Source organism: Faecalibacillus sp., from assembly GCF_047023275.1.
In the GTDB taxonomy this organism is placed as follows: Bacteria; Bacillota_I; Bacilli_A; order Erysipelotrichales; family Coprobacillaceae; genus Faecalibacillus.
On record NZ_JBKYAR010000002.1, the window covers coordinates 1 to 22,881 of the forward strand.

Genomic DNA, 22,881 nt, shown 5'->3' on the forward strand with positions numbered 1-22,881 from the left:
TGTGTAAGGCAATGGATCAATTATTTCAAAGAATGAGAAACGAGGGAGAAAGTATAGGAATTGAAAAAGGTAAACTAAATACCTTAAAAGAACAACTTCAAATAAAGTTAGGAAATCTATCAAGTAATTTAGAAGAACAACTTACAAAAGCATCCCTCGATAAATTAGAAGCACTAACTGTTAATATATTTAATATTAATAGTGAAGATGATGTTTTAAAAATTATTCATTAATAAAAATAGGTTATAACGAATTAATCGCTATAACCTATTTTTTATGCTTCTTCAATTTCAGGTTTAATCATTTTCATTTGTTTCATGATTTTACGAATATGATATAAACTTTCAGCAATATTTAATCCATGATCACCGATTCTTTCAAAATCAGTTAAGATTTTTGTATAAATAATACTGTTTTCAGTTGAACATTTCTTTTCTTTTAAACGTATTAATTGATTAACAGTAAATTGATGTTGAGTTTTATCAATATTATCTTCCATCACATCTACTTTATCAACGATATTTTTAAATTCATCATAATCTAAAATAATCAATTCATCTAAAATATTATTACATAAACTTTCCATAATACTAATTTCTTTTAAAGCATCTTGAGAAAAATGGGTATCATCTTCTGCTAACTTTTGAGCTCTATTAGCAATATTGATTGCATGATCTCCGATTCTTTCTAAATCTGAAGAAAGTTTTAAGAATAATACAATTGTTTGAGAACCTTCTGTAGGAAACTCATTTGAAATAGCTGCAGTTGTAAAATCAATAATTTGTTGATTTAAATAATTAATATAGTTTTCATCTTTTAAAAGTCGTTCATATTTTTCTTGATCAAAATGATTTAAAAGTTCAAATGCTCTTTTAACATTATGATTCGCTACATTTAACATATGTTGAGTTTCATTAAATAATTGAGTATTAGCGATAGCACTTGTTCCAATATGAAAATCATTTTCAAAAATACTGAAATCTAAATATTTAAGAGACATATGTTCACTTTCTTCTTTATCTTCAGGTAAAATCTTAATTGCTAGATCAACCAATTTAGTCCCAATTGGAAGTAATAATAAAGTTGTTGCTACATTAAAAATCGTATGTACATTGGCAATTTGAGCAGCCACATTATTAGGTGTAATACTTTGTACTAAATCTGCAAATGGGAACAATAAACTAATCGTTACAAAAATAACAGTCCCTATAATATTGAAAGATAAATGAATAATTGTTGTTCTTTTAGCATTTTTACTTGTTCCAATAGAAGCAAGAACAGAAGTAATACAAGTCCCAATATTTTGACCAAATAATACATAAATAGATGATGATAAAGTCATAACACCACTTTTAGCTAAAGCTTGTAAAATACCGACAGACGCTGATGAACTTTGAATAAGCGCTGTAAATAAAGCTCCTACGATAATACCAATAAGTGGATTTTGGAATTTAGAAATCAATCCTACAAATTCAGGCATTGTTCTAAGTGGCACCATAGCCTTTGACATTGTTTCCATTCCAATAAATAAAATACCTAAACCACCAATAACAGTTCCAATAGCATCCAATTTCTTACTTTTAAAGAAAACAATCATCGCAACTCCAATAAAAGCAAATAACGGAGCAAGTGCAGTAATATTAATAGCAATCAATTGACCTGTAATTGTTGTCCCAATATTGGCCCCCATAATTACCCAAACAGCACTTGTTAAAGACATCAATCCAGAGTTAACAAATCCAACAACCATAACAGTTGTTGCTGAAGAAGATTGAATAACAGCTGTAACTAAAGCCCCAACTAAAACTCCTAAAATACGATTAGAAGTTAATTTTTCTAAAATAGATTTCATTTTATTTCCAGCAGCAAGCTCTAATCCATTAGACATCATGTTCATTCCATAAAGGAAAAGCGCTAAACCGCCTAACATAGAAAAAATATTCGACAGTTTCATATATATATCCCTCACAATCCGTAAGTAGATTAACACTTTCTTAATATGAAGTAAATAAACTTAACATTAACTTAACAAAAAAAGCTCCTAAGAGCTTTTTACCATATTCCAAGAAGATGTTGCATGAATAAACTCATACAAGCAATACATATCCAACAAATAAAACCTAAGATAATTGGTTTACCACCATTTTTAATTAATTTAACAACATTTGTATTTAAACCAATAGCCACCATTGCTAGAACAATAAAGAATTTACTTAATTCTTTAAAAGGTGTAAAGAAATCAGCAGAGACACCCATTTTAATAGCAGCTGTTGTAATAATAGAAGCTAATACAAAATAAATGATAAAAAATGGAAAAACTTTCTTTAAATTAACTTTTTGACCATCTTTATTCTTTCTTAACTTAAAAAAAGATAAAACCAAAGTAATCGGAATAATAGCGAGTGTTCGCGTAAGTTTAACAGTCACAGCTTTATCTAAAGTAGCACTTTGTAGATGGTACATTGAATCCCATGTAGAAGCTGCTGCTGTTACAGAAGATGTATCATTAATAGCAGTACCAGCAAAAATTCCAAAAGCTTCGCCACTTTTTGTAGAAAAACCTAACAGTGTTCCAAGCGTAGGGAATAATAAAGCAGCAATCATATTAAATAAAAAGATAACGGAAATACTTTGAGCTACTTCTTCATCACTTGCTTCAATAACAGGTGCTGTAGCTGCAATGGCTGAACCTCCACAAATAGAAGAACCAACACCAATTAAAGTAGAAATCTTACTTGGAATATGCATCATTTTATGTAATAGGTAAGCAACAATCAATGATGTAGAAATAGTAGCTAAAATGATTGGCAAAGATTGTTTTCCTGTTTGTAAAACAACCGATAAATTCATTCCAAATCCTAATAAGATAACAGCATATTGTAAGATTTTTTTGGATGTAAAAGTAATACCTGATTGTAATTCATTTTTATCTTTAATAAATAAAGTAATAATCATTCCAAGAATAATCCCAAAGACAGGACCACCAACAATAGGAAACTTCTTTCCTAAAAACCAACAAGGAATCGCAATGATTAAACATAATAAGATTCCTTTATAATTCTTTTTTAAATTCATAAACTTTCTCCCTTTTAAACAAAAGTAGTTTAGCATAAATAATAGTAAATAACTATAAACTCATAAATTAATTATTAAGAAAAATTAAGAATAATTTTTTCTCATAAGTTTGTACTTTAAAACACATTCATGTATCATAGATATGATGAGGGATGAATATGTTTAGTAAAATGGTTATTTTAATACCAGTTTATAATCCTAGGGAGAGGATTATAAACTATGTTAAAAAGTTAAAAGAAAAAAATTATGATATTATAGTAATTAATGATGGTTCTGATGAAAATTATCATGCTATTTTTGAAAAGATGGTTCATGATTGTAAAATTATTAATTATCCACATTTTAAAGGGAAAGGCTATGCTTTAAAAAAAGGATATCAGTATGTTAAAGAACATTTAAAGGATAGAGAGGGCATACTTGTTATTGAAAATGAATATGATTTAAAGTTAGTTGATCAAATGAGTCAATCAATTAATGAGGATACATCTAAATTTTATTTTGTACATCACCAAGGAAAAAGAATCATCTCGCAATTATTTTCACTCATTTATAATCAAAAATTTATCAATGTAGATAGTGAATTGTTTGGTTTTTCAATATCTTATTTAGATGAAATGTTAGAAGTTGATGAAAATTGTTATGAAGTACAGGCTTTAATAGATCAAGTTCAAAATCAACATCATATAGAAGAAATTAAAGTAAAAAAATTATCAAAAGAAGCGTTTCATCCAAAAAATAAGACCTACCAAATCATTTATGTTATCTTTTTACATCTTATTCGTTTTGTATCTTCGTCTATTATTAGTTCTATTATAGATGTTTTATTAGCTTGGATATTATTGGATGTTTTAAAATTATGGATGACGAGTGATTTTTGGCGTATTGCTCTTGCAAGTCTTATCGCTAGAGTCATTTCTACAATTGTTAATTATATAATTAATAAAAAATATGTTTTTAAAGGAAAGACAAACAGTAAACAAACGGCCATTCGTTTTTTGATTTTGACAATTATTATTACAATTTTATCAACTTTATTTGTTTATGTAGCATCAGTATTTAATATTATGTCAGAAAAACTTGCTAAACCTGTGGGAGATCTTTTATTATTTTTACTTAGTTATAGTGCACAAACTAAATGGGTGTTTCATAAAGAGTAATGTTAGAAAAAGAGGATAAAACGATGAGTTTTATCCTCTTTTTAAAAATATTTTAAATAAAAAACGTTGATAAAATCAAAGAAAATTAAGAAAATAATTAAATTTGAACTTCAAAGTATTTACATTTTATATTCTTCGTGTATAATACAAACCGTATTCAAGGAGGAAAGTAAAATGGATTTTGAAAAAGTAAAAGAGATCATTGTTGATTCATTAAGTTGTGATGAAAGTCAAGTTACAATGGAAGCAAATTTAAAAGATGATTTAGAAGCTGATTCTTTAGATGCTGTTGAATTAATTATGCAAATTGAAGAAGAATTTGAAGTAGAAATTCCAGATGAAGTTGCTTCTAACATGAAAACTGTTAAAGATATCGTAGATTATATTGAAGCAAACAAATAGTAAAGAAGTGTCGCTGAGGCGACTATATATTTTGTAATAAGCTTTGAACTTCAAAGCTTATTATTTTGCTAGATACTTTGAACTTCAAATAAAAGGAGAATACTATGAAATTAGATTTCATTAAACAAATTATGAGTGAATTTGATCAATCAAATGTCACTAAAATGAAAGTAGAAATAGATGATTTAAAAATAGAATTAGAAAAAGAAAGTGAAAAAGTTGAATATGTAAAACCATTAGAAAAAGAAAATAAAATGGTTGAAGAAGTTAAAACAAAAGAGCCTACAGGTACACCTGTAAAATCACCAATCGTAGGAGTATTTTATATTGCTAGTTCACCTGAAAGTGATCCTTATGTCAAAATAGGGAAAACAGTAAAAAAAGGAGAAACTGTTTGTATTATTGAAGCAATGAAGGTGATGAATGAAATTAAGGCACCATGTGATGGAACGGTTACATCAATTCTTGTAGAAAATGAAGCGCTTGTTGAATATGATCAAGCTTTAATGGTTATTGAAGAAAATGTTTAAAAAGATATTGATTGCTAATCGTGGTGAAATAGCCGTTAGAATTATTCGTTGTTGTAAAGAAATGGGAATTGAAGCCGTTGCTGTTTATTCTTCAGCAGATGCCACTTCTTTACATGTTCAATTAGCAGATGAAGCTTACTGTATTGGACCTGCTAAAAGTAGTGAGAGTTATTTAAATATGGAAAATATTTTATCAGTAGCTACTTTATCAGGATGTGATGCAATCCATCCTGGATTTGGTTATTTATCTGAAAATTCGACGTTTGCCAGACTCGTTGAAAAATGTGGCATGACTTTTATTGGTCCAAGTGGTGATGTGATTGATCAAATGGGAAATAAAAGCGTTGCTCGACAAATGATGATTGAAGCAGGAGTTCCCGTTGTTCCTGGAAGTGATGGCAGTATTGAATCTGTCAGTCAAGGAAAAGAAATTGCTAGAAAGATTGGTTATCCTGTTTTAATTAAAGCTTCTGCCGGTGGTGGTGGAAGAGGTATGAGAAAATGTTTTAAGGAAGAAGAATTTGAAAATGCTTATTTAACAGCTAAAGCGGAGGCAAAGGCTTGTTTTGGTGATGATGATATGTATATGGAAAAATTGATTTTAAATCCTAAACATATTGAGTTTCAAATTTTAGCTGATCATTTTGGTAATGTTATTCATTTAGGAGAAAGAGATTGTTCAATTCAAAGAAGAAACCAAAAGATGATGGAAGAATCTCCAAGTAAAGCTTTAAGTCAAGAGCTTCGAGAAAAGATGGGAAATGATGCTATCAAAGCAGCTAAAAAAGTAGGTTATTTTAATGCAGGAACGATTGAATTTGTTTTAGCACCTGATGGAAAATATTATTTTATTGAAATGAATACACGTATTCAAGTTGAACATCCAGTAACAGAAATGGTAACGGGGGTTGATTTGATTCGTGAACAAATTAGAATAGCTGCACATTTAAAATTGAATTATAAACAAAGTGATATTGAATTAAAGGGACATGCCCTTGAATGTCGTATTAATGCTGAAAATCCTCAAGAAGGTTTTAGACCTTCACCAGGTATTGTTAGCAGTTTACATATTCCAGGAGGTTTTGGGGTACGTATTGATACAACTTTATACCAAGGTTATCAAGTGTCTTCTCATTATGATTCAATGATTGCTAAGGTCATCGTTCATGGAAGAAATCGTATTGAAGCAATTCGTAAAATGCGTAGGGTTTTAAGTGAATTAGTGATTGATGGTATTGATACAAATCAAGAATTACAGTATTTGATTTTACATGAAAGTGATTATGTCAAAGGAAATTTTGATACAAGTTTTATTGAAAAACATTTAGATGAGTTGGTGAATGAAAGATGATGGAACAGCTATTTAAAGAAAGAAAAGAAAAACTTCTTTTATTTAAATCATTAAGAAAAAAAAGAGAAAATGAAAGAAAAGAAGTTCCTGAAGGACTTTATACAAAATGTCCAAAATGTAAAGAATTGATTCTTACAAGTAAACTTAAAAAAAATATGTCAGTTTGTCCTCATTGTGGAAATCATTTAAAGATTACTGCTTATGAAAGATTAGAAATGATTTATGATCAAGGAAAATATAAAGAACTCTATAAAAGTACACAAAGAGTAAATCCTTTAGAATTTCCTGGATATGATGAAAAATTAGAATTTTTACAACAAAAAACAGGTTTAAATGAAGCCGTTGTTGTAGCAAGTGGAAAAATAAATGGGACAAAAGTGATTACTTGTGTGATGGATTCACGTTTTTTAATGGGAAGTATGTCTTCTATTGTAGGTGATAAAATCACGAAAGCTATTGAACATGCAACCAAAAGAAAGTATCCACTCATTATTTTTACAGCTTCAGGAGGCGCTAGAATGCAAGAAGGAATTTTTTCCTTAATGCAAATGACAAAAACCTCCGCAGCTCTTGCTAGACATCATCAAGCAGGTTTACTTTATATTTCATATATTACCCATCCAACAACAGGAGGAGTAACAGCTTCATTTGCAAGTTTAGGAGATATTATTATTGGTGAACCTCAAGCATTAATTGGATTTGCAGGAAGACGTGTCATTGAAAGTACGCTTAAACAAAAATTACCGGAGAACTTCCAAACAACGGAGTTTATGGAAGAACAAGGATTTGTTGATTTAATTGTGAAACGTCAAGAAATGCGTTCAACACTTATTAGAATTTTAAAAATGCATGGTAAGGGGGCATAAGGGTGTCTTTAAGTCAAGTAGAAAAAGAAATTGAAAAGTTACAAAAAGAACTTCTTGATTGCAATCAAGAAAGAAAAAAAGAAATCAAAAGTCAAATCAAAAAACATGAAGAATATTATCAACATCTTTCACCTTATGATCATGTTTATCTTGCGAGAAAAAGTACACGATCAAATATTAAAGATTATATCAATCATCTCTTTGATGATTTTATTGAATTACATGGAGATCGTTTAGCAAAAGATGATGGTTCAATTGTTGGAGGTATTGGCTTATTTAATCAACAACCTGTAACAATTATTGGTCATTTAAAAGGAAGAACTTTAGAAGATAATTTAAAATGTAATTTTGGAATGTCTTCACCAGAAGGCTATCGAAAAGCTATGCGTTTAATGAAACAGGCAGAAAAATTTAAACGTCCTATTATTGCTTTTGTCGATACTCCAGGAGCTTATCCAGGAATGGAAGCAGAAATGCATGGAATTGGAGAAGCAATTGCTCGAAATCTTTTAGAGATGTCTCTTTTAAAAGTCCCTATTATTACTATTGTTATTGGTGAGGGAGGTTCTGGAGGAGCTTTGGCTTTAAGTGTAAGTGATCGTTTAGTCATGTTAGAAAATAGTGTTTATTCGATTTTATCTCCTGAAGGATTTGCTTCTATTTTATGGAAAGATCAAGAAGGAAAACGTGTTGAAGAAGCTGCAAGCTTAATGAAATTAACAGCTAAGGATCTTTATGAGCGTCATATTATTGATCATATCATAGATGAAGATTTAAAAGGGGCTACTGTTGAAAGCTATGAAGTTTATCGACAAATAAAAGAATATTTAAATACTAATCTTAAAGAATTACAAAAGTTATCAACATCTCAATTGATTAATAAGCGTTATGAAAAATATAGAAAGATAGGACAAGTATTTTAAAGGTGAAAAAGATGAATGGAATTGAAATTGTTTCTACAGGTTATGCCAAAATTGAAAAGACTTTAGATAATCAACAACTTGAACAAATGGTAGAAACATCTAATGAATGGATCGTTTCACGAACTGGTATTTTAAAAAGACATCTTTCAGATAAATCAAGTGCTTTTCTAGCTATTGAAGCTGCTAAAAAAGCAACTCAAAATCAAGATTTAAGTCAACTTGCTTTAATTATTGTAGCTACGATGACACCAGAAAATAATACGCCAAGTAATGCGTGTCTTGTACAAAAAGCTTTAGGTTTAAATCATCAATCAATGATGTGTTTTGATATCAATGTTGCTTGTAGTGGTTATGTTTATGCTTTAAAAGTTGCTCAAAGCTTGTTAGAGGAAAATCAATATGGACTTGTTATTGGAAGTGAACAATTAAGCTCTATTGTAGATTATCAAGATCGTAATACGTGTATTTTATTTGGAGATGGGGCAGCCGCTACGCTTATTAAAAAAAGTCAAAAGCTTTTTTATAGTTATTTAGATAGTGATGGAAATGAAGAAGTACTATTTTCTAAAAGAAACGATTATTTAAAAATGAAAGGTCAAGATGTTTTTAAATTTGCTATTAAAACAATTCCTTTAAGTATTGATCATGTCTTAAATCAAGCAAAAATGACGTTAAATGATATTGATTATGTGATTTGTCATCAAGCAAATGAAAGAATTATTAAACATGTTTATAAAAAATATCAATGTTCAAGTGAAAAGTTTTATATGAACTTACAAGAATATGGAAATACCTCAGCAGCGAGTATTCCATTAGCTTTAGCGAAGATGAATGAACAAGGATTACTTCAAAAAGGAATGAAAATCATTCTCGTTGGTTTTGGTGGAGGACTTACTTGGGGTGCAATTTTAATGGAATGGTAAGGAGAACAAAATGAAATTAAATGAGTTATTAAATATTAAATATCCTATTATTCAAGGAGGAATGGCCAATATTGCTACAGGTGCCTTTGCTGCGAGTGTTTCTAATGCAGGAGGGCTAGGTTTGATTGGAGCTGGAGGAATGAATGCTAAAATGTTAAAAGCAGAAATTCAAGCATGTAAAAAATTAACGAATCAACCTTTTGGTGTCAATATTATGTTACTCAATCCAGATGCCAAAGAAATGGCACAAATCGTTATTGATGAACATGTTCCAGTCGTGACAACTGGTGCTGGAAATCCAGGTGTATATATAAAAATGTGGAAAGAAGCAGGAATTAAAGTTTTACCTGTTGTTCCTAGTGTGGCTCTTGCTAAAAGATTAGAACGTGCAGGTGTGGATGGTTTAATTGTTGAAGGTTGTGAAGCAGGAGGACATATTGGTGAGGCAACGACTATGGCGCTTGTTCCTCAAGTTGTAAGCAATGTTTCTATTCCTGTTATTGCTGCAGGAGGAATTGCCAGTGGCATGCAAATGTTAGCGGCTTATGCTTTAGGTGCTTGTGGTGTACAAATTGGAACAGTTTTACTCGCAAGTAAAGAATGTCCAATTCATGAAAATTATAAACAAGCAATTTTAAAGGCAAAAGATACTTCGACAACTGTTACAGGAAGAATTAATGGAACACCAGTAAGAATCTTAAAAAATAAAATGGCAAAAGCTTATATTCAAAAAGAAAAAGCGGGAGCAGATATGATGGAACTTGAAAAATATACTCTAGGTTCATTAAGAAAAGCCGTTTTTGAGGGAAATGTTGATGATGGTTCATTGATGGCAGGACAAGTTGCAGGAATGATTCATGAAATTAAACCCGTTAAACAAATTTTAGAAGAAATGATGAGTGAGTTACAAGAAACTTATTCAAATTTGGAGATTTAAAATGTTAGAAATCAATCAAAAAAGCCTAACTGTTCCTTTAATTCAAGGAGGAATGGGTGTTGGTGTGTCTCTAGGAAATTTGGCAGGACATGTTGCTAAGTGTGGGGCGATGGGAGTTATTTCTACAGCGCATCCAGGATACAAGGAAGATGATTTTGAAAGTAATCATCGACAAGCAAATATTCGTGCTTTAAAAAAAGAAATTTTAAAAGCACAAAAGCTTTCTCAAGGAAAAGGTTTAGTAGCTATCAATGCGATGGTTGCTTTAAAAGATTATGATGAATTGATCAATGCAGCATTAGAGAGTAAAGTTGATGCTATTATTTCAGGAGCTGGGCTTCCTTTACGTTTACCAGAATTGGTAAAAGATCATGATGTTTTAATTGCTCCAATTGTTTCAAGTGGTAAAGCCTGTAAGGTAATCATAAAACATTGGCTCAAAAAGTATCAACGTACACCAGATTTTATTGTTATTGAAGGAAGTCAAGCAGGAGGACATTTAGGGTTTAAAAAAGAAGATTTAGAAAATCAAACATGCCAAAGTTTAGAAGAAATTTTTAAAGATGTTGAAGAAATTGTAGAAAATAATAAATTGAATATTCCTATTTTTGTAGCAGGAGGAATCAGTCAAAGAAGTGATGTTAAACATTTTTTTGATCTAGGGGTTGATGGTATTCAAGTAGCAACACGCTTTATTACAACGTATGAATGTGATGCTCATATCAAATATAAAGAGGCTTTTTTAAAAGCTCATCAAGAAGATATTGGTTTTGTTTCTTCTCCTGTTGGAATGCCTGGAAGAGCAATGCAAAATAGTTTTGTTAAAAAAACCAAGAAAGAAAAAATACCTGTTAAAAAATGTTATCAATGTTTAATTCCTTGTGATGTTAAAAATACACCTTATTGTATTTCAAGAGCTTTAATAGAAGCTGTTAAAGGAAATTTAGAAGATGGTCTTATTTTTACAGGAGCTTATGGTTATAGGCAAGATCATTTGATGCATGTTGATGAAGTGATTCATGAATTAATGGAGGATGACAAATGAAATTAGGAATTATTTATGCTGGTCAAGGAAGTCAAGTTGTGGGAATGGGAAAATCATTTTATCCTCGTGAAATCTTTGATCAAAATGAAGATTTAAAGGAATTATGTTTTAATGGGCCACTTGAAAACCTATCTTATACACCATATACCCAACCATGTATGGTGATGGTAGCCACAATTATTACAGATTTGTTAAAGGAACAAGGGATTGTTCCTGACTATACAGCTGGTCTTTCTTTAGGTGAATATTCGGCTTTATATTGTGCAGGGGTTTTTAAAAGACAACAAGTGATTGATCTTGCACGTTTTAGAGGAAAAGTCATGCAAGAAGCAGTATCAGAAATTGAAAGTGAAATGATTGCCGTTTTAGGAATGAAGGAAGATCTTTTACAAGATTTGTGTCATCAAGCGAGTTCATTAGGAGTTGTTTCTATTTCTAATTATAATTGCCCTGGTCAACTTGTTGTTGCTGGTGAAAAAAAGGCTGTGGAAAAAGTTAAAGAATTGGCTTTAGAAAATAAAGCAAGAAGAGTGATTTCTTTAAATACGAGTGGACCTTTTCATACGTCTTTATTAAAAGAAGCGTCAATTGCTTTAAAAGAAAGATTTAAAAAAGAAACTTTTCATGAAATGAAAATACCTGTTATTTTTAATACTTTAGGTCATGAAATCGAAGATCAATCAATACCAGAAATTTTAGAAAAACAAGTGATGTCACCTGTTTACTTTGAAAAAAGTATTCGCTATATGATAGATCAAGGTGTTGATACGATTATTGAAGTAGGGCCAGGAAAGGTATTAAGTGGTTTTGTTAGAAAGATAGATCGAAGTATTCAGCTTTATCAAATAGAAGATATGGAATCATTGAAACAAACAGTGAAAGCTTTGAAAGGAGAATAAAATGAGATTAGAAAATAAAATTGCTCTTGTTACAGGTGGAGGACAAGGTATTGGTAAAGAAATTGCTAAAACATTAGCTTTAAATGGTGCTTTTGTTTTAATTAATTATATAGATTTAGGGAATAATCAAGAAATTGCCCAAATGACAAAAAATGAAATTGAAAGTCTTGGAGGAAAATGTGAAATCTTATCTGCAAATGTAGCAAGTTATGATGAAACATTAGAGATGTTTAAAACAATTAAAAATGAATATGGAAGATTAGATATTTTAATTAATAATGCTGGAATTACAAAAGATGGTTTAATGTTACGCATGAAAGAAAATGATTTTGATGCAGTTATTGATGTAAATTTAAAAGGAACATGGAATTGTATGAAACATGCGACAAAATTAATGATGAAACAAAAATATGGACGTATTGTTTCCATGTCATCTGTTGTAGGCGTTATGGGAAATGCTGGACAAGTCAATTATGCAGCTAGTAAATCAGGAATTATTGGAATGACAATGTCTCTTGCTAGAGAAGTAGGAAGTCGAGGGATTACTGTAAATGCTGTAGCTCCGGGATTTATTCAAACAGCAATGACAGATGTTTTAAGTGATGATATTAAAGAACAAATGAAAAGTCAAATTCCTTTAGGAACATTTGGAAGTGTTCAAGATATTGCAAATGCTGTTGTTTTTCTAGCAAGTGATGAAGCAAAGTATATTACTGGACAAACATTGCATGTTGATGGTGGCATGGCTATGTAAAGGAGAAGTATATGAAAAGAAGAGTTGTCGTAACAGGAATAGGTGCTTTAACACCTATTGGAAATAATGTAAATGATACATGGGAAGGTATTTTAAATCATCAATGTGGGATTGATTTCATTCAATCATTTGATACTTCAAATATGAAGGTAAAAGTAGCAGGTGAATTAAAGAACTTGGAAGCTACTGAATATTTAGATAAAAAAGATGTTCGTAAAATGGATAAATTTATTCAATATGGACTGATTGCTGCTAAAGAAGCTATCAAAGATTCTAAATTAGAGATAGATTCTATAAATCATGATCGTTTTGGGGTAGTTGTATCAAGTGGTATTGGAGGATTAGGATCTATTGAAGAAAATCATCAACGTGGTTTAAAGAAAGGTTTTGATCGTGTTTCTCCATACTTTATTCCTATGACCATTGTTAATTTAGCAGCTGGTCAAATTGCCATTGCCTTTAAAGCACAAGGACTTGCTACATGTCCTGTAACAGCCTGTGCGGGGGGAACAAATGCTATTGGTGATGCCTTTAGAAATATTCGTGATGGTTATTTAGATGTAACCATTGCTGGAGGTTGTGAAGCAAGCATTACACCTCTTGGTATTGGTGGTTTTACATCAATGAAAGCTTTAAGTGAATCGCATGATCCAAAACGTGCTTCAATTCCTTTTGATAAAGAAAGAAATGGTTTTGTCATGGGCGAAGGAGCAGGAATGCTTGTTTTAGAAGAACTTGAACATGCTAAAGCAAGAGGGGCACATATTTATTGTGAAATGGTAGGTTATGGTGTTAGTTGTGATGCTTATCATATGACAGCTCCAGCTCCCGAAGGTATTGGAGGTGCTAAAGCCATGATCAATGCACTTCAAGATGCTTCTCTTGAAGCTAGTCAAATTGATTATATTAATGCTCATGGAACATCAACACCGATGAATGATAAGTTAGAAACGGCTGCAATCAAAAAAGCTTTTAAAAATCATGCTTATAAAGTGGCTGTATCTTCAACAAAAGGAAATACAGGTCATTGTTTAGGAGCTGCTGGTGGCATTGAAGGTGTCTTATGTGTTAAAGCAATTGAAGAAAGCTTTATTCCAGCAACTATTAATTATCAAAATTTTGATGAAGAATGCGATTTAGATATTGTCGCAAATCATGGGAGAAAACAAGCATTAAATTATGTAATGTCAAATTCATTAGGTTTTGGAGGGCATAATGCCTCAATTATTTTTAAGAAATATGGAGAAGAGTAATGGAACTTAATAGTAATCAAATACAAGAAATCAATCCTCATCGTTATCCTTTTGCTTTAGTAGATCGAATTACAGATTATAAACCAGGTGAGTATGCTAAAGGAATTAAATGTGTCAGTGTTAATGAAATGCATTTTTGTGGACATTTTCCAAGTCATCATGTCATGCCAGGCGTTTTGATCGTCGAAGCTTTGGCACAAGTAGGATGTATTGCCATTTTATCAAAAGAAGAAAATAAAGGGAAAATTGCTTTTTTTGGTGGTATTAAAAATTGTCGTTTTAAAGGACAAGTAACACCAGGGGATGTTTTGGAAATGGAATGTGTTCTTACTAAACAAAAAGGACCCGTAGGAATTGGTGAAGCTATTGCAAAAGTAAATGGTAAAGTTGTTTGCAAAGCCGAACTTACATTTGCAATTCAATAATCTTGAATTGCAATTTTTTTTATTTTATCATGATAAAGAGGTGACTTTATGAAACTAATAGAGCTAGAAGAAATCGATTCAACAAATGATTATTTAAAAAGAGAATATCAAAATTTACCTATGCAAGCATGCGTTACTGCCAAATATCAAACAAAAGGTAGAGGTAGAAATGGTCATGTTTGGAAAAGCCATGCAAATGAAAATTTGATTATGAGTTTTTTATTTAAAGATTTTCATAAAATAGAAGATGCTTGGAAAATGACACAATTAGCGACATGTTCTGTTGTTGGTTTACTTGATCGTCATCGTATAAAAGCAACTATCAAATGGCCCAATGATATTTATGTCTATGGAAAAAAGATTTGTGGTATTTTAGTAGAAACAATTTTAGATCCTGATTTAAAAGGTGTAATCGTAGGAATAGGTTTAAATGTCAATAATAATGAATATCAATCCATGAAACAAGTTACAGGGAAAACCTATAAGATTTCTAAGTTAGCTGTAGGTCTTAAAACCTTTATGTTGATTTATTATAATTTATATCAAACAAATCAGTTTCATAAGGTTTTAGAATATGCTAATAGTATTTCTTATTTAAAAGATAAGTGGGTAGAATATGGTGAGTATGGTGAAGTTTGTTTTCAAAAGCTATTAGATGATGGAGCTGTTTTATTTGTTGATCGACAAGGAAGAACTTATAAGCAGGTAGTTAATGAAATATCTTTACATGATACAAAGATATAGAGTAGAATAAGTAATAAAATTTTAGAATAGAAGGGAATAATATTGATGAAATATTATTTAATGAATAAAAATAAAGAGTTAATGATCTTACAACAAAATGATGACGATTTTCTTTTTGAAAATGATTTTATTTTATTAAATAAAGAAGCATTGCCATTTTCGATTTATCAAGATTTTAAAAAAAATAAAACACATAAAGAAATTATAAAAGGAATAAATGAGTGGTTTTCAACAAGAATTGTTCCAAATTATAGGGATAATAAAGATAGTATTTTTGAAGAATATCAAGTTCGAGATGGTTATGAATTAGCCAATAAACATTATGCATTGTCGTTATCCGATCAATATTGGCTAAAACCTTTAGATGAAAATATTTCTTGGGAAGATATTAATTATTTTGATCATGATTATGACGGCAAAGATTTTTTTGAAGCAACTTACGGAAAAGATAGTTTTAATACGCTTAATATAGAATCAACAAGTAAAAGTAAATATACAACTCCCAATAATACATTGGGTGGACAATTAAAAAAAGCATGGATTAAAGTTAATAATGAAAACTATCTTTTAAAAGGATCTGGTACACTTTATGCATTTGAGCCAATTAATGAAGTAATTGCCTCCAAAATATGTGAAATTATTAATGTTCCATATGTTAAGTATTCATTAAAAAAGATTCAAACAAAGCGACAACAAACACTTGTTTCTGTTTGTAAGTGTATGATAAATTCTTCTCAAGAAATAATACCAGCTTATCAAGTATTACAAGAAGAAAATCAACTTATGCATTCAAAAGATGATTTTTATGTTTATATTAAAATTCTTGAAGATCATGGAATTCAAAATGCTGATGAAAAAGTTCAAAAAATGTTGATGCTTGATTATATCATGTTAAATGAAGATCGTCATTTGAATAATTTTGGTATTATTCGTAATGTTGATACTTTAAAATGGGTAGATGTTTGTCCAATCTTTGACACAGGTAGAAGTAATAATTGTAATGTAACTGAAAAGTATTGGGATTTTAATGTAGGAGAAGTTAAATGTTTTACTAATTATTTAATATCAAGTGAAGAATTATTAGATTTATTTACCATTTCTCTTCAAGAAAAAACTTTTGAAAGATTAAAAGAGCTTGTTCAAGTTTACAATCAACTTTTAAAAGAAAATCAATCTTATATTCAGTTGTTCGATATTCAAATAGAAAAATTAACAGAAGGTTTTTCTAGAAGAATTGATATACTCTATCAAAAACTTATGGAAAAAAATTTAATAAAAAAATCAACCTCACGTTGATTTTAATAATGGTGCTGGAGATGGGATTTGAACCCACAGCCTACTGGTTACGAGTCAGTTGCTCTACCATTGGAGCTACTCCAGCATAGAAATAGAAGCAAAGCTTCTATTTTTTTTCAACTTTTGTTTCACAATAAAGACAACGATAAATACGTTTATCTTTATTTGCTAAATAGAAAACATGATCTAATCCTTGTTCTACTGATGTAATACAACGAGGATTTTTACATCTTTCTACATTAATGATTTTTTGAGGAAGTTGCAATTTTTTCTTTTCAACAAGCTTACCATCTTTAATAATACAGACAGTAATATTAGGATCTAAATATCCTAAAACATCAAAATCTAATGCAAATTCTTCATCTATTTTTAAAATATCTTTTTTACCCATTTTATTAGATTTAACGTTTTTAATAATAGCAACGCTACAATCTAATTTATCTAATCCTAATGCTTTATAAACTTCTAAAGATTTACCAGCAGTAATATGATCTAAAACAATTCCGTTTTTAATACTATCTATCTTCATTATCTTTCTACCTCATTTTCCAATCCTAACATTTTTAAAATAAGTGCCATACGCATAAAACGTCCGTTTTGAACTTGATCAAAATACTTAGCTCTTGGATCATCATCAACCTCAATAGCAATTTCATTAACACGAGGTAATGGGTGCATAACGATTAAATCAGATTTTGATTTTTCTAATTTCTTTAAATCTAAAATATATGTATCTTTTAAACGAATATAATCTTGTTCATTGAAGAATCTTTCTTTTTGAACACGTGTCATATAAAGAATATCTAAATCTTCAATAACTTCTTCAATTGTTTCAACTTCTCTATAATCTAAATTTTTAGCATCTAATAAATCATGTTTTAAATATTCAGGAATTTTAAGTTCAGGTGGTGCAATAAACACGAATTTAATATTTTTATAACGTGACATTGCTTTTGTAAGTGAATGAACTGTACGTCCAAATTTTAAATCCCCACAAAAACCAATTGTTAGATTATCTAATCTACCTTTTTCTCTATAAATTGTAAGTAAATCAGTTAATGTTTGCGTTGGATGGTTATGACCACCATCTCCTGCATTGATTAAAGGTACTGTACTTTTTCTTGTAGCAACAAGAGGGGCACCTTCTTTTGGATGACGCATTGCAATGATATCGCAATAGCTTGAAACAACACTAATAGTATCACTAACACTTTCACCTTTAGAAGCACTTGTATTGTTTGCACTTGAAAAGCCTAAAACACTTCCACCAAGTGATAACATAGCTGATTCAAAAGAAAGTCTTGTACGTGTACTTGGTTCAAAAAATAATGTGGCTAGAATTTTATGATGACAAACATCTTGATAACGCGTACGATCCTTAATGATATCATTAGCAATATCAATCAGTTCATCAATTTCTTCTACACTTAAATCCATTGGGTCAATTAAATATTTCATAATAGTCTCCTTTTTTTCCTTCAATATTATAGCACTCCTTATAAGGCTATTAAATATATTTTAAAAAAATACGGAAATTTCTTCCCGTATTATTTTTTACCATTAAAACAATATGTACAGATCTTATCACTATCAAGTCCAATAGCTTGAAGCATATCATCCAAACGATTAAAACGTAAAGAAGTAAAATTAAGTTCTTTACGGATTTCTTCTACCATTGCATTATATTCAGGAGTATCAGGATCACTATATGTTTCTAACATATTGATATCGTTTTCTCCTTCACGCTTTCTAATAACACGACGTGTAATTAAATCCATATCACTTGTACTTCTTGAAAAGTTTAAGTAAGGACATCCATACATAATTGGAGGACAAGCAGGTCTAATATGGACTGCTCTTGCTCCAGAGTTATATAAATATTCAGTTGTATCTCTTAGTTGTGTTCCACGAACAATTGAATCATCTATTAATAATAATGATTTTCCTTTAATCAAGCTGGCAATTGGAATTAATTTCATTTTTGCAATTAAATTACGATCCGCTTGAATTTGTGGCATAAATGAACGTGGCCACGTAGGTGTATATTTAATAAAAGGTCTTCCATATTGAATATGTGATTCATTTGAATAACCAATCGCATGAGCAATTCCACTATCAGGAACACCTGCTACAAGATCAATATCTTTAATATCATCTCTTTGAGCCATTAAACGACCACATTCATAACGCATTTCTTCAACATTACGTCCTTCATAACAACTTGTTGGATAACCATAGTATACCCATAAAAATGAACAAATTTTCATTTTATCATTGGCTTCTACAAGTGTTTTCACTTCTTCACTTGTCATAAAGCAAACTTCACCAGGTCCTAATTCTTTATATAAAGAATAGCCTAAATTGATATAAGCATGACTTTCAAACGAAGCACAGAATCCATTTTCACCCTTACCAATATTTAATGGAGTTCTTCCTAATTTATCACGTACTAAATATAAACCATCTTTTGTCATCAACATAAAAGAAATAGAACCTTTTACTTTCCTTAAAACATTGATGATTCCATCGACATAAGTATCCTTTTGATTAATCATTGCAGCAATCAATTCAGTTTGATTGACTTCTCCCCCAGACATCTCTAAAAAATGAGTATGCCCATTATCAAAAGCATCTTGAATCAATTCTTCCATGTTTGCGACTCTACCTACAGAAACAATTGCATAACTTCCTAAACGACAATTGATCAAAAGAGGTTGAGGTTCATTGTCTGAAATACAACCAATTCCCATTTTTCCAGACATTTCTTTAATATCATTTTCAAATTTAGTTCTAAATGGTGAATTTGAAATATTATGAATTGCACGATTAAAACCGTTTTCTCCATAAACAGCAATCCCACCTTTTTTTGTTCCTAAATGAGAATGATAATCAATACCAAAAAACAAATCAGTGACACAGTCTTTACGACTGACAACGCCAAACATACCGCCCATATGTAATTTTCTCCTTTTTCTTTTTTTCTCTAAATGCCAAAAATATGATAACATAAAATAAAATGAAGATAAAGGATGTAAAATAATGAGATTATATGTAGTAAGACATGGTCAAACAGGCTATAACATTGATAATAAAGTTTGTGGTATTTCAGATGTTGAACTCACTCCTTTAGGAAAACAACAAGCTAAAAAAGCACAGGAAGACTTACAATTTTTTAAAATAGATTATATTTTTTCTTCACCACTTCAAAGGGCTTTTGAAACTGCGCAAATCATTAATAAAGAACGTCAATTAGAAATTCAAGTGGATTCTAGAATACAAGAAATCAATTTTGGTAAATTTGAAGGAATTATTAATAATGAAGAATTTCAATATTATAAACAAAATTATGGATTACATTATCCAGGTGGAGAATCTTTATTTCAAGTCGTTCACCGTGTGTATAGTTTTTTAGAAGAACTTGAAAATAAATATCCTGATAAAAATATTTTAGTTGTTTGTCATGGGGGTATTGTTCGTGTCATTCATAGTTATTTTTATGGAATGACAAATGAAGAATTAATGACATGGCTACCCGAAAATTGTTGTATTCAGTGCTATGAAAAATAGTGACTTTGTATTGACTGAAAAGTGGAAAGTGTTATACTAATTATAGGAAAAAAGGAAAAGGAGAGTTAAATATGAACGTAGATAAAGATACTTGTATCGGATGCGGAGCATGTGCTGGTGTTTGTCCTGTAGAAGCTTTAGCATTTGATGACGAAGGAAAAATGGAATGTGACAAAGATACATGCATTGGATGTCAAGCATGTGTTGGAACTTGTCCAGTAGAAGCTATTTCAGCTGAATAATAAGATGAAGAAGATAGAAATATCTTCTTTTTATTTTTGCTTTATATGATAAAATAGCGTTGGAGGTTTTTTATGAAGACAACAATACATACTTTAAAAAAAGAATATAAAGATAATCAAACTTATTTAAATGAAAAACAAAAACTTTTTCAAAATTTAACTTATCATATGATTGAAAAAGAATTAAATCATAATGATATCGATATTCAATATACTGCTGTTATGGATTATTATAAACAATGTGAAGATATAGATGAAACAATTGCTTTCTTTGATGAAAAATATGACCAACAATTAGATCGACTTGGTGAAAAAGAAGAAATGTTTGATGATGATGCACTTGTTTTTTATATTGTAAAGGTTATTGAACATTTTGTAGATATTCATCAAATTCCTGATAAAAACTATATTGCTAGTGATCTATTAGAACTTATTCAAAAAGATCATGATTATCAAGATTTGCTTGAAAAAACAGAAAATATCATGAAACGTCTTATTAAAATGAAACACGAAAAAAATCAAGACTTACAAAATACTTTTAGTCCTTATGGAATTGATTTAGAACAATTTTTTACGCGTGTTTTCCAAGAATTTGATTATGTTGAACATCAGGTTTCTTTTCTAACAAAAATTTATTCACTTTTAAAACAACTTCAAAAAGAATATGCTCTTTCTTTAAGATATGTAGAAATTCGTATGGATGTTTTAAGTACATTAGTTAAATATACACAAGAAGATTTAGATGATGAAATAAAAGATATTTGTAAAGAATATCCTCAATTTAGATTTATGCTTTATTATAAAGTGATGACTTCTTTACAACAAATAGGAAATAATGATTTATTAAAAAAATATTATCAAGAAATTAATACTTGTATGCCTATGAATGAAGAACAAAAGGATTTATTAGAAGTGATTAAAGAGATTTTTGGATAAGAGGTATGAATATGAAAAAAGATTTATATTTAATGAGACATGGTCAAACTTTATTTAATGTAAGAAGAAAAATTCAAGGGTGGTGTGATTCACCACTTACTGAATTAGGTAAACAACAAGCTTTAAAAGCTAAAGAATACTTAAAGGATATTTCTTTTGATCATTATTATAGTAGTACTTCTGAAAGATGTTGTGACACAATTGAACTTATTATTGGAGATCAATATTATAAAAGACTTAAAGGTTTAAAAGAAAGAAACTTTGGGATGTTTGAAGGAGAAAGTGAAGATTTAAATCCACATTTTGACAACTTTCATTATAATGATTTATTTCCACACTATGGTGGGGAATATACTGAAGATGTCCAAAAAAGATTAAGAGAAACACTTACTGAAGTGATGGAAAAAGAAGATCATCAGACAGTTTTAGCAGTTTCCCATGCAGGAGCTTGTGTATCATTTTTATCAACTGTGACAGATCCTCAAGAAGTATTAAGTGGAGGATTAACAAACTGTTGTATTTTACATTTTACTTATGAAAATCATGATTTTAAATTTGTAGAAATCATTAGACCTTAATTATTAAAAAATATTGATTAAAACTAGATTTTTTTAATTAAATGAGTTAGAATATAGATGAGGAAAATAGTAGAGGTTGGCTACTTAATATAAACTTACTTTTCACTTGTCATAATATAAAAGAACATCGACCAACCAATAAAGAACAGGGAAACCTGTTTTTTATTTTAGGAGGAAATATGAAGATTTATTTTGATTTAGATGATACACTTTATCGTTTGTATGATCCTTTTTATAAAGCTTATCAAGAAGTATTTTTAAAGGAGATAGATATCTATCAATTATGGAAAAAAAGTAGAATTTATAACAATGAAATTTATCCCCAATATTTGAACAAACAAATTACTAAAGATGAACTAGCAATTTATAGATTAAAGGAAGCTTTTAAAGATTTTAATATAGATATTTCTAATCAACAAGCTTTAAAGTTTCAAAAAGTTTATGAATACCAACAAGCACATATTTCATTATCTTCTACAATGAAAGAAGTATTTACTTACTTAAAAGAAAAAAATATAACTTATGGCATTCTTACAAATGGGAAGGAACAAGCACAAATAAGTAAAATCAAATCTTTATTTGAAATCATAGATTTTCCTGTTATTGTTTCTGATAAAGTAGGTTATCAAAAACCACAAAAAGAAATTTTTGATTTAATTAAAGATGAAGAAACTTATTATGTAGGTGATGGTTATGAAATAGATATGATAGGAGCATCTCAAGCAGGAATTAAGACAATTTGGTATAATCATCAACATTTAAAGAAAGATGTTTCTTTTATAGATTATGTAGTTTATAGTGATGAAGAATTATTAAGTGTTATAAAGAAGCTTAATAATGATTGACATTGTATACAATGATATGTAGAATGAAATTAAATACAGTGAGTAGACATAGTAACAAATAATTAAAATATAGAGAGTCTTTGGTTGGTGGAAAAAGATTTGGCGTTATTTGTGAATACAGCTATGAGTAGAA

At 29.7% G+C, this 22,881-nt stretch carries 26 protein-coding genes, 1 tRNA gene and 1 other annotated feature (1 of these 28 only partly in view); of the genes, 21 read left to right on the forward strand and 6 right to left on the reverse strand.

All coding sequences use genetic code 11. The annotated features are described in order from the left end of the window. On the forward strand, window positions 1–233 hold a 233-nt coding region (locus tag ACLVEP_RS00895), incomplete at its 5' end, for a DUF4351 domain-containing protein (RefSeq protein WP_412582198.1). Window positions 234–274: 41 nt separating this feature from the next. Here ACLVEP_RS00895 and ACLVEP_RS00900 read toward each other — a convergent pair. Then, window positions 275–1,954, reverse strand: coding sequence for a Na/Pi cotransporter family protein (locus tag ACLVEP_RS00900; RefSeq protein WP_412582199.1), 1,680 nt, complete (start codon window positions 1,952–1,954; stop codon window positions 275–277). A 98-nt stretch (window positions 1,955–2,052) separates the two neighbouring features. Next, the gene (locus ACLVEP_RS00905; RefSeq protein ID WP_412582200.1) at window positions 2,053–3,075 is read right to left on the reverse strand and encodes a YeiH family protein; all 1,023 of its coding nucleotides are present in this window, start codon (window positions 3,073–3,075) and stop codon (window positions 2,053–2,055) included. 158 nt (window positions 3,076–3,233) lie between these two features. Between ACLVEP_RS00905 and ACLVEP_RS00910 the strand changes: the two genes are divergently transcribed. The 15 genes from ACLVEP_RS00910 to ACLVEP_RS00980 all read left to right on the forward strand — a co-directional run bounded on the left by ACLVEP_RS00910 (window position 3,234) and on the right by ACLVEP_RS00980 (window position 16,580). Next, on the forward strand, window positions 3,234–4,232 hold the full coding sequence (locus ACLVEP_RS00910; protein WP_412582201.1) for a GtrA family protein: 999 nt from the start codon (window positions 3,234–3,236) through the stop codon (window positions 4,230–4,232). 174 nt (window positions 4,233–4,406) lie between these two features. Beyond that, window positions 4,407–4,634: an acyl carrier protein gene (gene acpP / locus ACLVEP_RS00915; RefSeq protein ID WP_022000698.1), complete on the forward strand. Its 228-nt coding sequence runs from the start codon at window positions 4,407–4,409 to the stop codon at window positions 4,632–4,634. A 104-nt stretch (window positions 4,635–4,738) separates the two neighbouring features. Then, window positions 4,739–5,164 (forward strand): acetyl-CoA carboxylase biotin carboxyl carrier protein, encoded by a 426-nt coding sequence (locus ACLVEP_RS00920; RefSeq protein ID WP_412582202.1) that lies wholly within the window; start codon window positions 4,739–4,741, stop codon window positions 5,162–5,164. Continuing rightward, window positions 5,157–6,515 (forward strand): acetyl-CoA carboxylase biotin carboxylase subunit, encoded by a 1,359-nt coding sequence (locus tag ACLVEP_RS00925; protein ID WP_412582203.1) that lies wholly within the window; start codon window positions 5,157–5,159, stop codon window positions 6,513–6,515. Before ACLVEP_RS00920 ends, ACLVEP_RS00925 begins: the two co-directional genes overlap by 8 nt. After that, window positions 6,515–7,381 (forward strand): acetyl-CoA carboxylase, carboxyltransferase subunit beta, encoded by an 867-nt coding sequence (accD, locus tag ACLVEP_RS00930; protein WP_412582365.1) that lies wholly within the window; start codon window positions 6,515–6,517, stop codon window positions 7,379–7,381. The genes ACLVEP_RS00925 and accD overlap by 1 nt, the downstream gene beginning before the upstream one ends. 2 nt (window positions 7,382–7,383) lie before the next feature. After that, the gene (locus ACLVEP_RS00935; protein ID WP_412582204.1) at window positions 7,384–8,304 is read left to right on the forward strand and encodes an acetyl-CoA carboxylase carboxyltransferase subunit alpha; all 921 of its coding nucleotides are present in this window, start codon (window positions 7,384–7,386) and stop codon (window positions 8,302–8,304) included. 11 nt (window positions 8,305–8,315) lie between these two features. Continuing rightward, window positions 8,316–9,227, forward strand: coding sequence for a beta-ketoacyl-ACP synthase III (locus ACLVEP_RS00940; protein ID WP_412582205.1), 912 nt, complete (start codon window positions 8,316–8,318; stop codon window positions 9,225–9,227). Between the two features lie 10 nt (window positions 9,228–9,237). Continuing rightward, on the forward strand, window positions 9,238–10,164 hold the full coding sequence (locus ACLVEP_RS00945) for a DUF561 domain-containing protein (RefSeq protein WP_412582206.1): 927 nt from the start codon (window positions 9,238–9,240) through the stop codon (window positions 10,162–10,164). A 1-nt stretch (window position 10,165) separates the two neighbouring features. Beyond that, entirely contained in the window at window positions 10,166–11,209 is a 1,044-nt protein-coding gene (locus ACLVEP_RS00950) for an NAD(P)H-dependent flavin oxidoreductase (RefSeq protein ID WP_412582207.1), read from the forward strand. Continuing rightward, entirely contained in the window at window positions 11,206–12,108 is a 903-nt protein-coding gene (gene fabD / locus ACLVEP_RS00955; RefSeq protein ID WP_412582208.1) for an ACP S-malonyltransferase, read from the forward strand. The genes ACLVEP_RS00950 and fabD overlap by 4 nt, the downstream gene beginning before the upstream one ends. A gap of 1 nt (window position 12,109) precedes the next feature. Next, complete coding sequence (gene fabG, locus ACLVEP_RS00960) at window positions 12,110–12,862, forward strand: 3-oxoacyl-[acyl-carrier-protein] reductase (RefSeq protein ID WP_412582209.1); 753 nt, start codon at window positions 12,110–12,112, stop codon at window positions 12,860–12,862. An 11-nt stretch (window positions 12,863–12,873) separates the two neighbouring features. Then, the gene (fabF, locus tag ACLVEP_RS00965; protein ID WP_412582212.1) at window positions 12,874–14,115 is read left to right on the forward strand and encodes a beta-ketoacyl-ACP synthase II; all 1,242 of its coding nucleotides are present in this window, start codon (window positions 12,874–12,876) and stop codon (window positions 14,113–14,115) included. Next, the gene (gene fabZ, locus ACLVEP_RS00970; RefSeq protein ID WP_022000687.1) at window positions 14,115–14,540 is read left to right on the forward strand and encodes a 3-hydroxyacyl-ACP dehydratase FabZ; all 426 of its coding nucleotides are present in this window, start codon (window positions 14,115–14,117) and stop codon (window positions 14,538–14,540) included. The genes fabF and fabZ overlap by 1 nt, the downstream gene beginning before the upstream one ends. 48 nt (window positions 14,541–14,588) lie before the next feature. Beyond that, window positions 14,589–15,284, forward strand: a complete 696-nt coding sequence (locus ACLVEP_RS00975; RefSeq protein ID WP_412582213.1) for a biotin--[acetyl-CoA-carboxylase] ligase — start codon at window positions 14,589–14,591, stop codon at window positions 15,282–15,284. Between the two features lie 45 nt (window positions 15,285–15,329). Then, entirely contained in the window at window positions 15,330–16,580 is a 1,251-nt protein-coding gene (locus tag ACLVEP_RS00980; RefSeq protein ID WP_412582215.1) for a hypothetical protein, read from the forward strand. Between the two features lie 9 nt (window positions 16,581–16,589). On the opposite strand, the gene ACLVEP_RS00985 is transcribed toward ACLVEP_RS00980, so the two are convergent. From ACLVEP_RS00985 to ACLVEP_RS01000, 4 genes are all read right to left on the reverse strand, one after another. After that, window positions 16,590–16,665: transfer RNA gene (locus tag ACLVEP_RS00985), tRNA-Thr, on the reverse strand. Between the two features lie 21 nt (window positions 16,666–16,686). Next, window positions 16,687–17,109, reverse strand: a complete 423-nt coding sequence (locus ACLVEP_RS00990) for an aspartate carbamoyltransferase regulatory subunit (protein WP_412582217.1) — start codon at window positions 17,107–17,109, stop codon at window positions 16,687–16,689. Beyond that, a complete protein-coding gene (gene pyrB / locus ACLVEP_RS00995) occupies window positions 17,109–18,038 on the reverse strand; it encodes an aspartate carbamoyltransferase (protein ID WP_412582218.1) in 930 nt (309 codons plus the stop codon). The genes ACLVEP_RS00990 and pyrB overlap by 1 nt, the downstream gene beginning before the upstream one ends. Before the next feature lie 89 nt (window positions 18,039–18,127). Continuing rightward, the gene (locus ACLVEP_RS01000; RefSeq protein ID WP_032091708.1) at window positions 18,128–19,534 is read right to left on the reverse strand and encodes an amidophosphoribosyltransferase; all 1,407 of its coding nucleotides are present in this window, start codon (window positions 19,532–19,534) and stop codon (window positions 18,128–18,130) included. A gap of 85 nt (window positions 19,535–19,619) precedes the next feature. Between ACLVEP_RS01000 and ACLVEP_RS01005 the strand changes: the two genes are divergently transcribed. The 5 genes from ACLVEP_RS01005 to ACLVEP_RS01025 all read left to right on the forward strand — a co-directional run bounded on the left by ACLVEP_RS01005 (window position 19,620) and on the right by ACLVEP_RS01025 (window position 22,748). Continuing rightward, window positions 19,620–20,147 carry a histidine phosphatase family protein gene (locus tag ACLVEP_RS01005; RefSeq protein ID WP_412582220.1) on the forward strand — a complete coding sequence of 176 codons (528 nt, stop codon included), beginning with the start codon at window positions 19,620–19,622 and terminating at the stop codon, window positions 20,145–20,147. A 71-nt stretch (window positions 20,148–20,218) separates the two neighbouring features. Next, window positions 20,219–20,389 (forward strand): 4Fe-4S binding protein, encoded by a 171-nt coding sequence (locus tag ACLVEP_RS01010; protein WP_032091706.1) that lies wholly within the window; start codon window positions 20,219–20,221, stop codon window positions 20,387–20,389. 72 nt (window positions 20,390–20,461) lie between these two features. Beyond that, window positions 20,462–21,325: a hypothetical protein gene (locus ACLVEP_RS01015; RefSeq protein WP_412582222.1), complete on the forward strand. Its 864-nt coding sequence runs from the start codon at window positions 20,462–20,464 to the stop codon at window positions 21,323–21,325. Window positions 21,326–21,336: 11 nt separating this feature from the next. Further along, on the forward strand, window positions 21,337–21,903 hold the full coding sequence (locus ACLVEP_RS01020) for a histidine phosphatase family protein (RefSeq protein WP_412582224.1): 567 nt from the start codon (window positions 21,337–21,339) through the stop codon (window positions 21,901–21,903). A gap of 179 nt (window positions 21,904–22,082) precedes the next feature. Beyond that, on the forward strand, window positions 22,083–22,748 hold the full coding sequence (locus tag ACLVEP_RS01025) for an HAD family hydrolase (protein ID WP_412582225.1): 666 nt from the start codon (window positions 22,083–22,085) through the stop codon (window positions 22,746–22,748). 29 nt (window positions 22,749–22,777) lie between these two features. Further along, window positions 22,778–22,881 (forward strand) — a binding site (T-box leader); it runs 129 nt beyond the window's last position.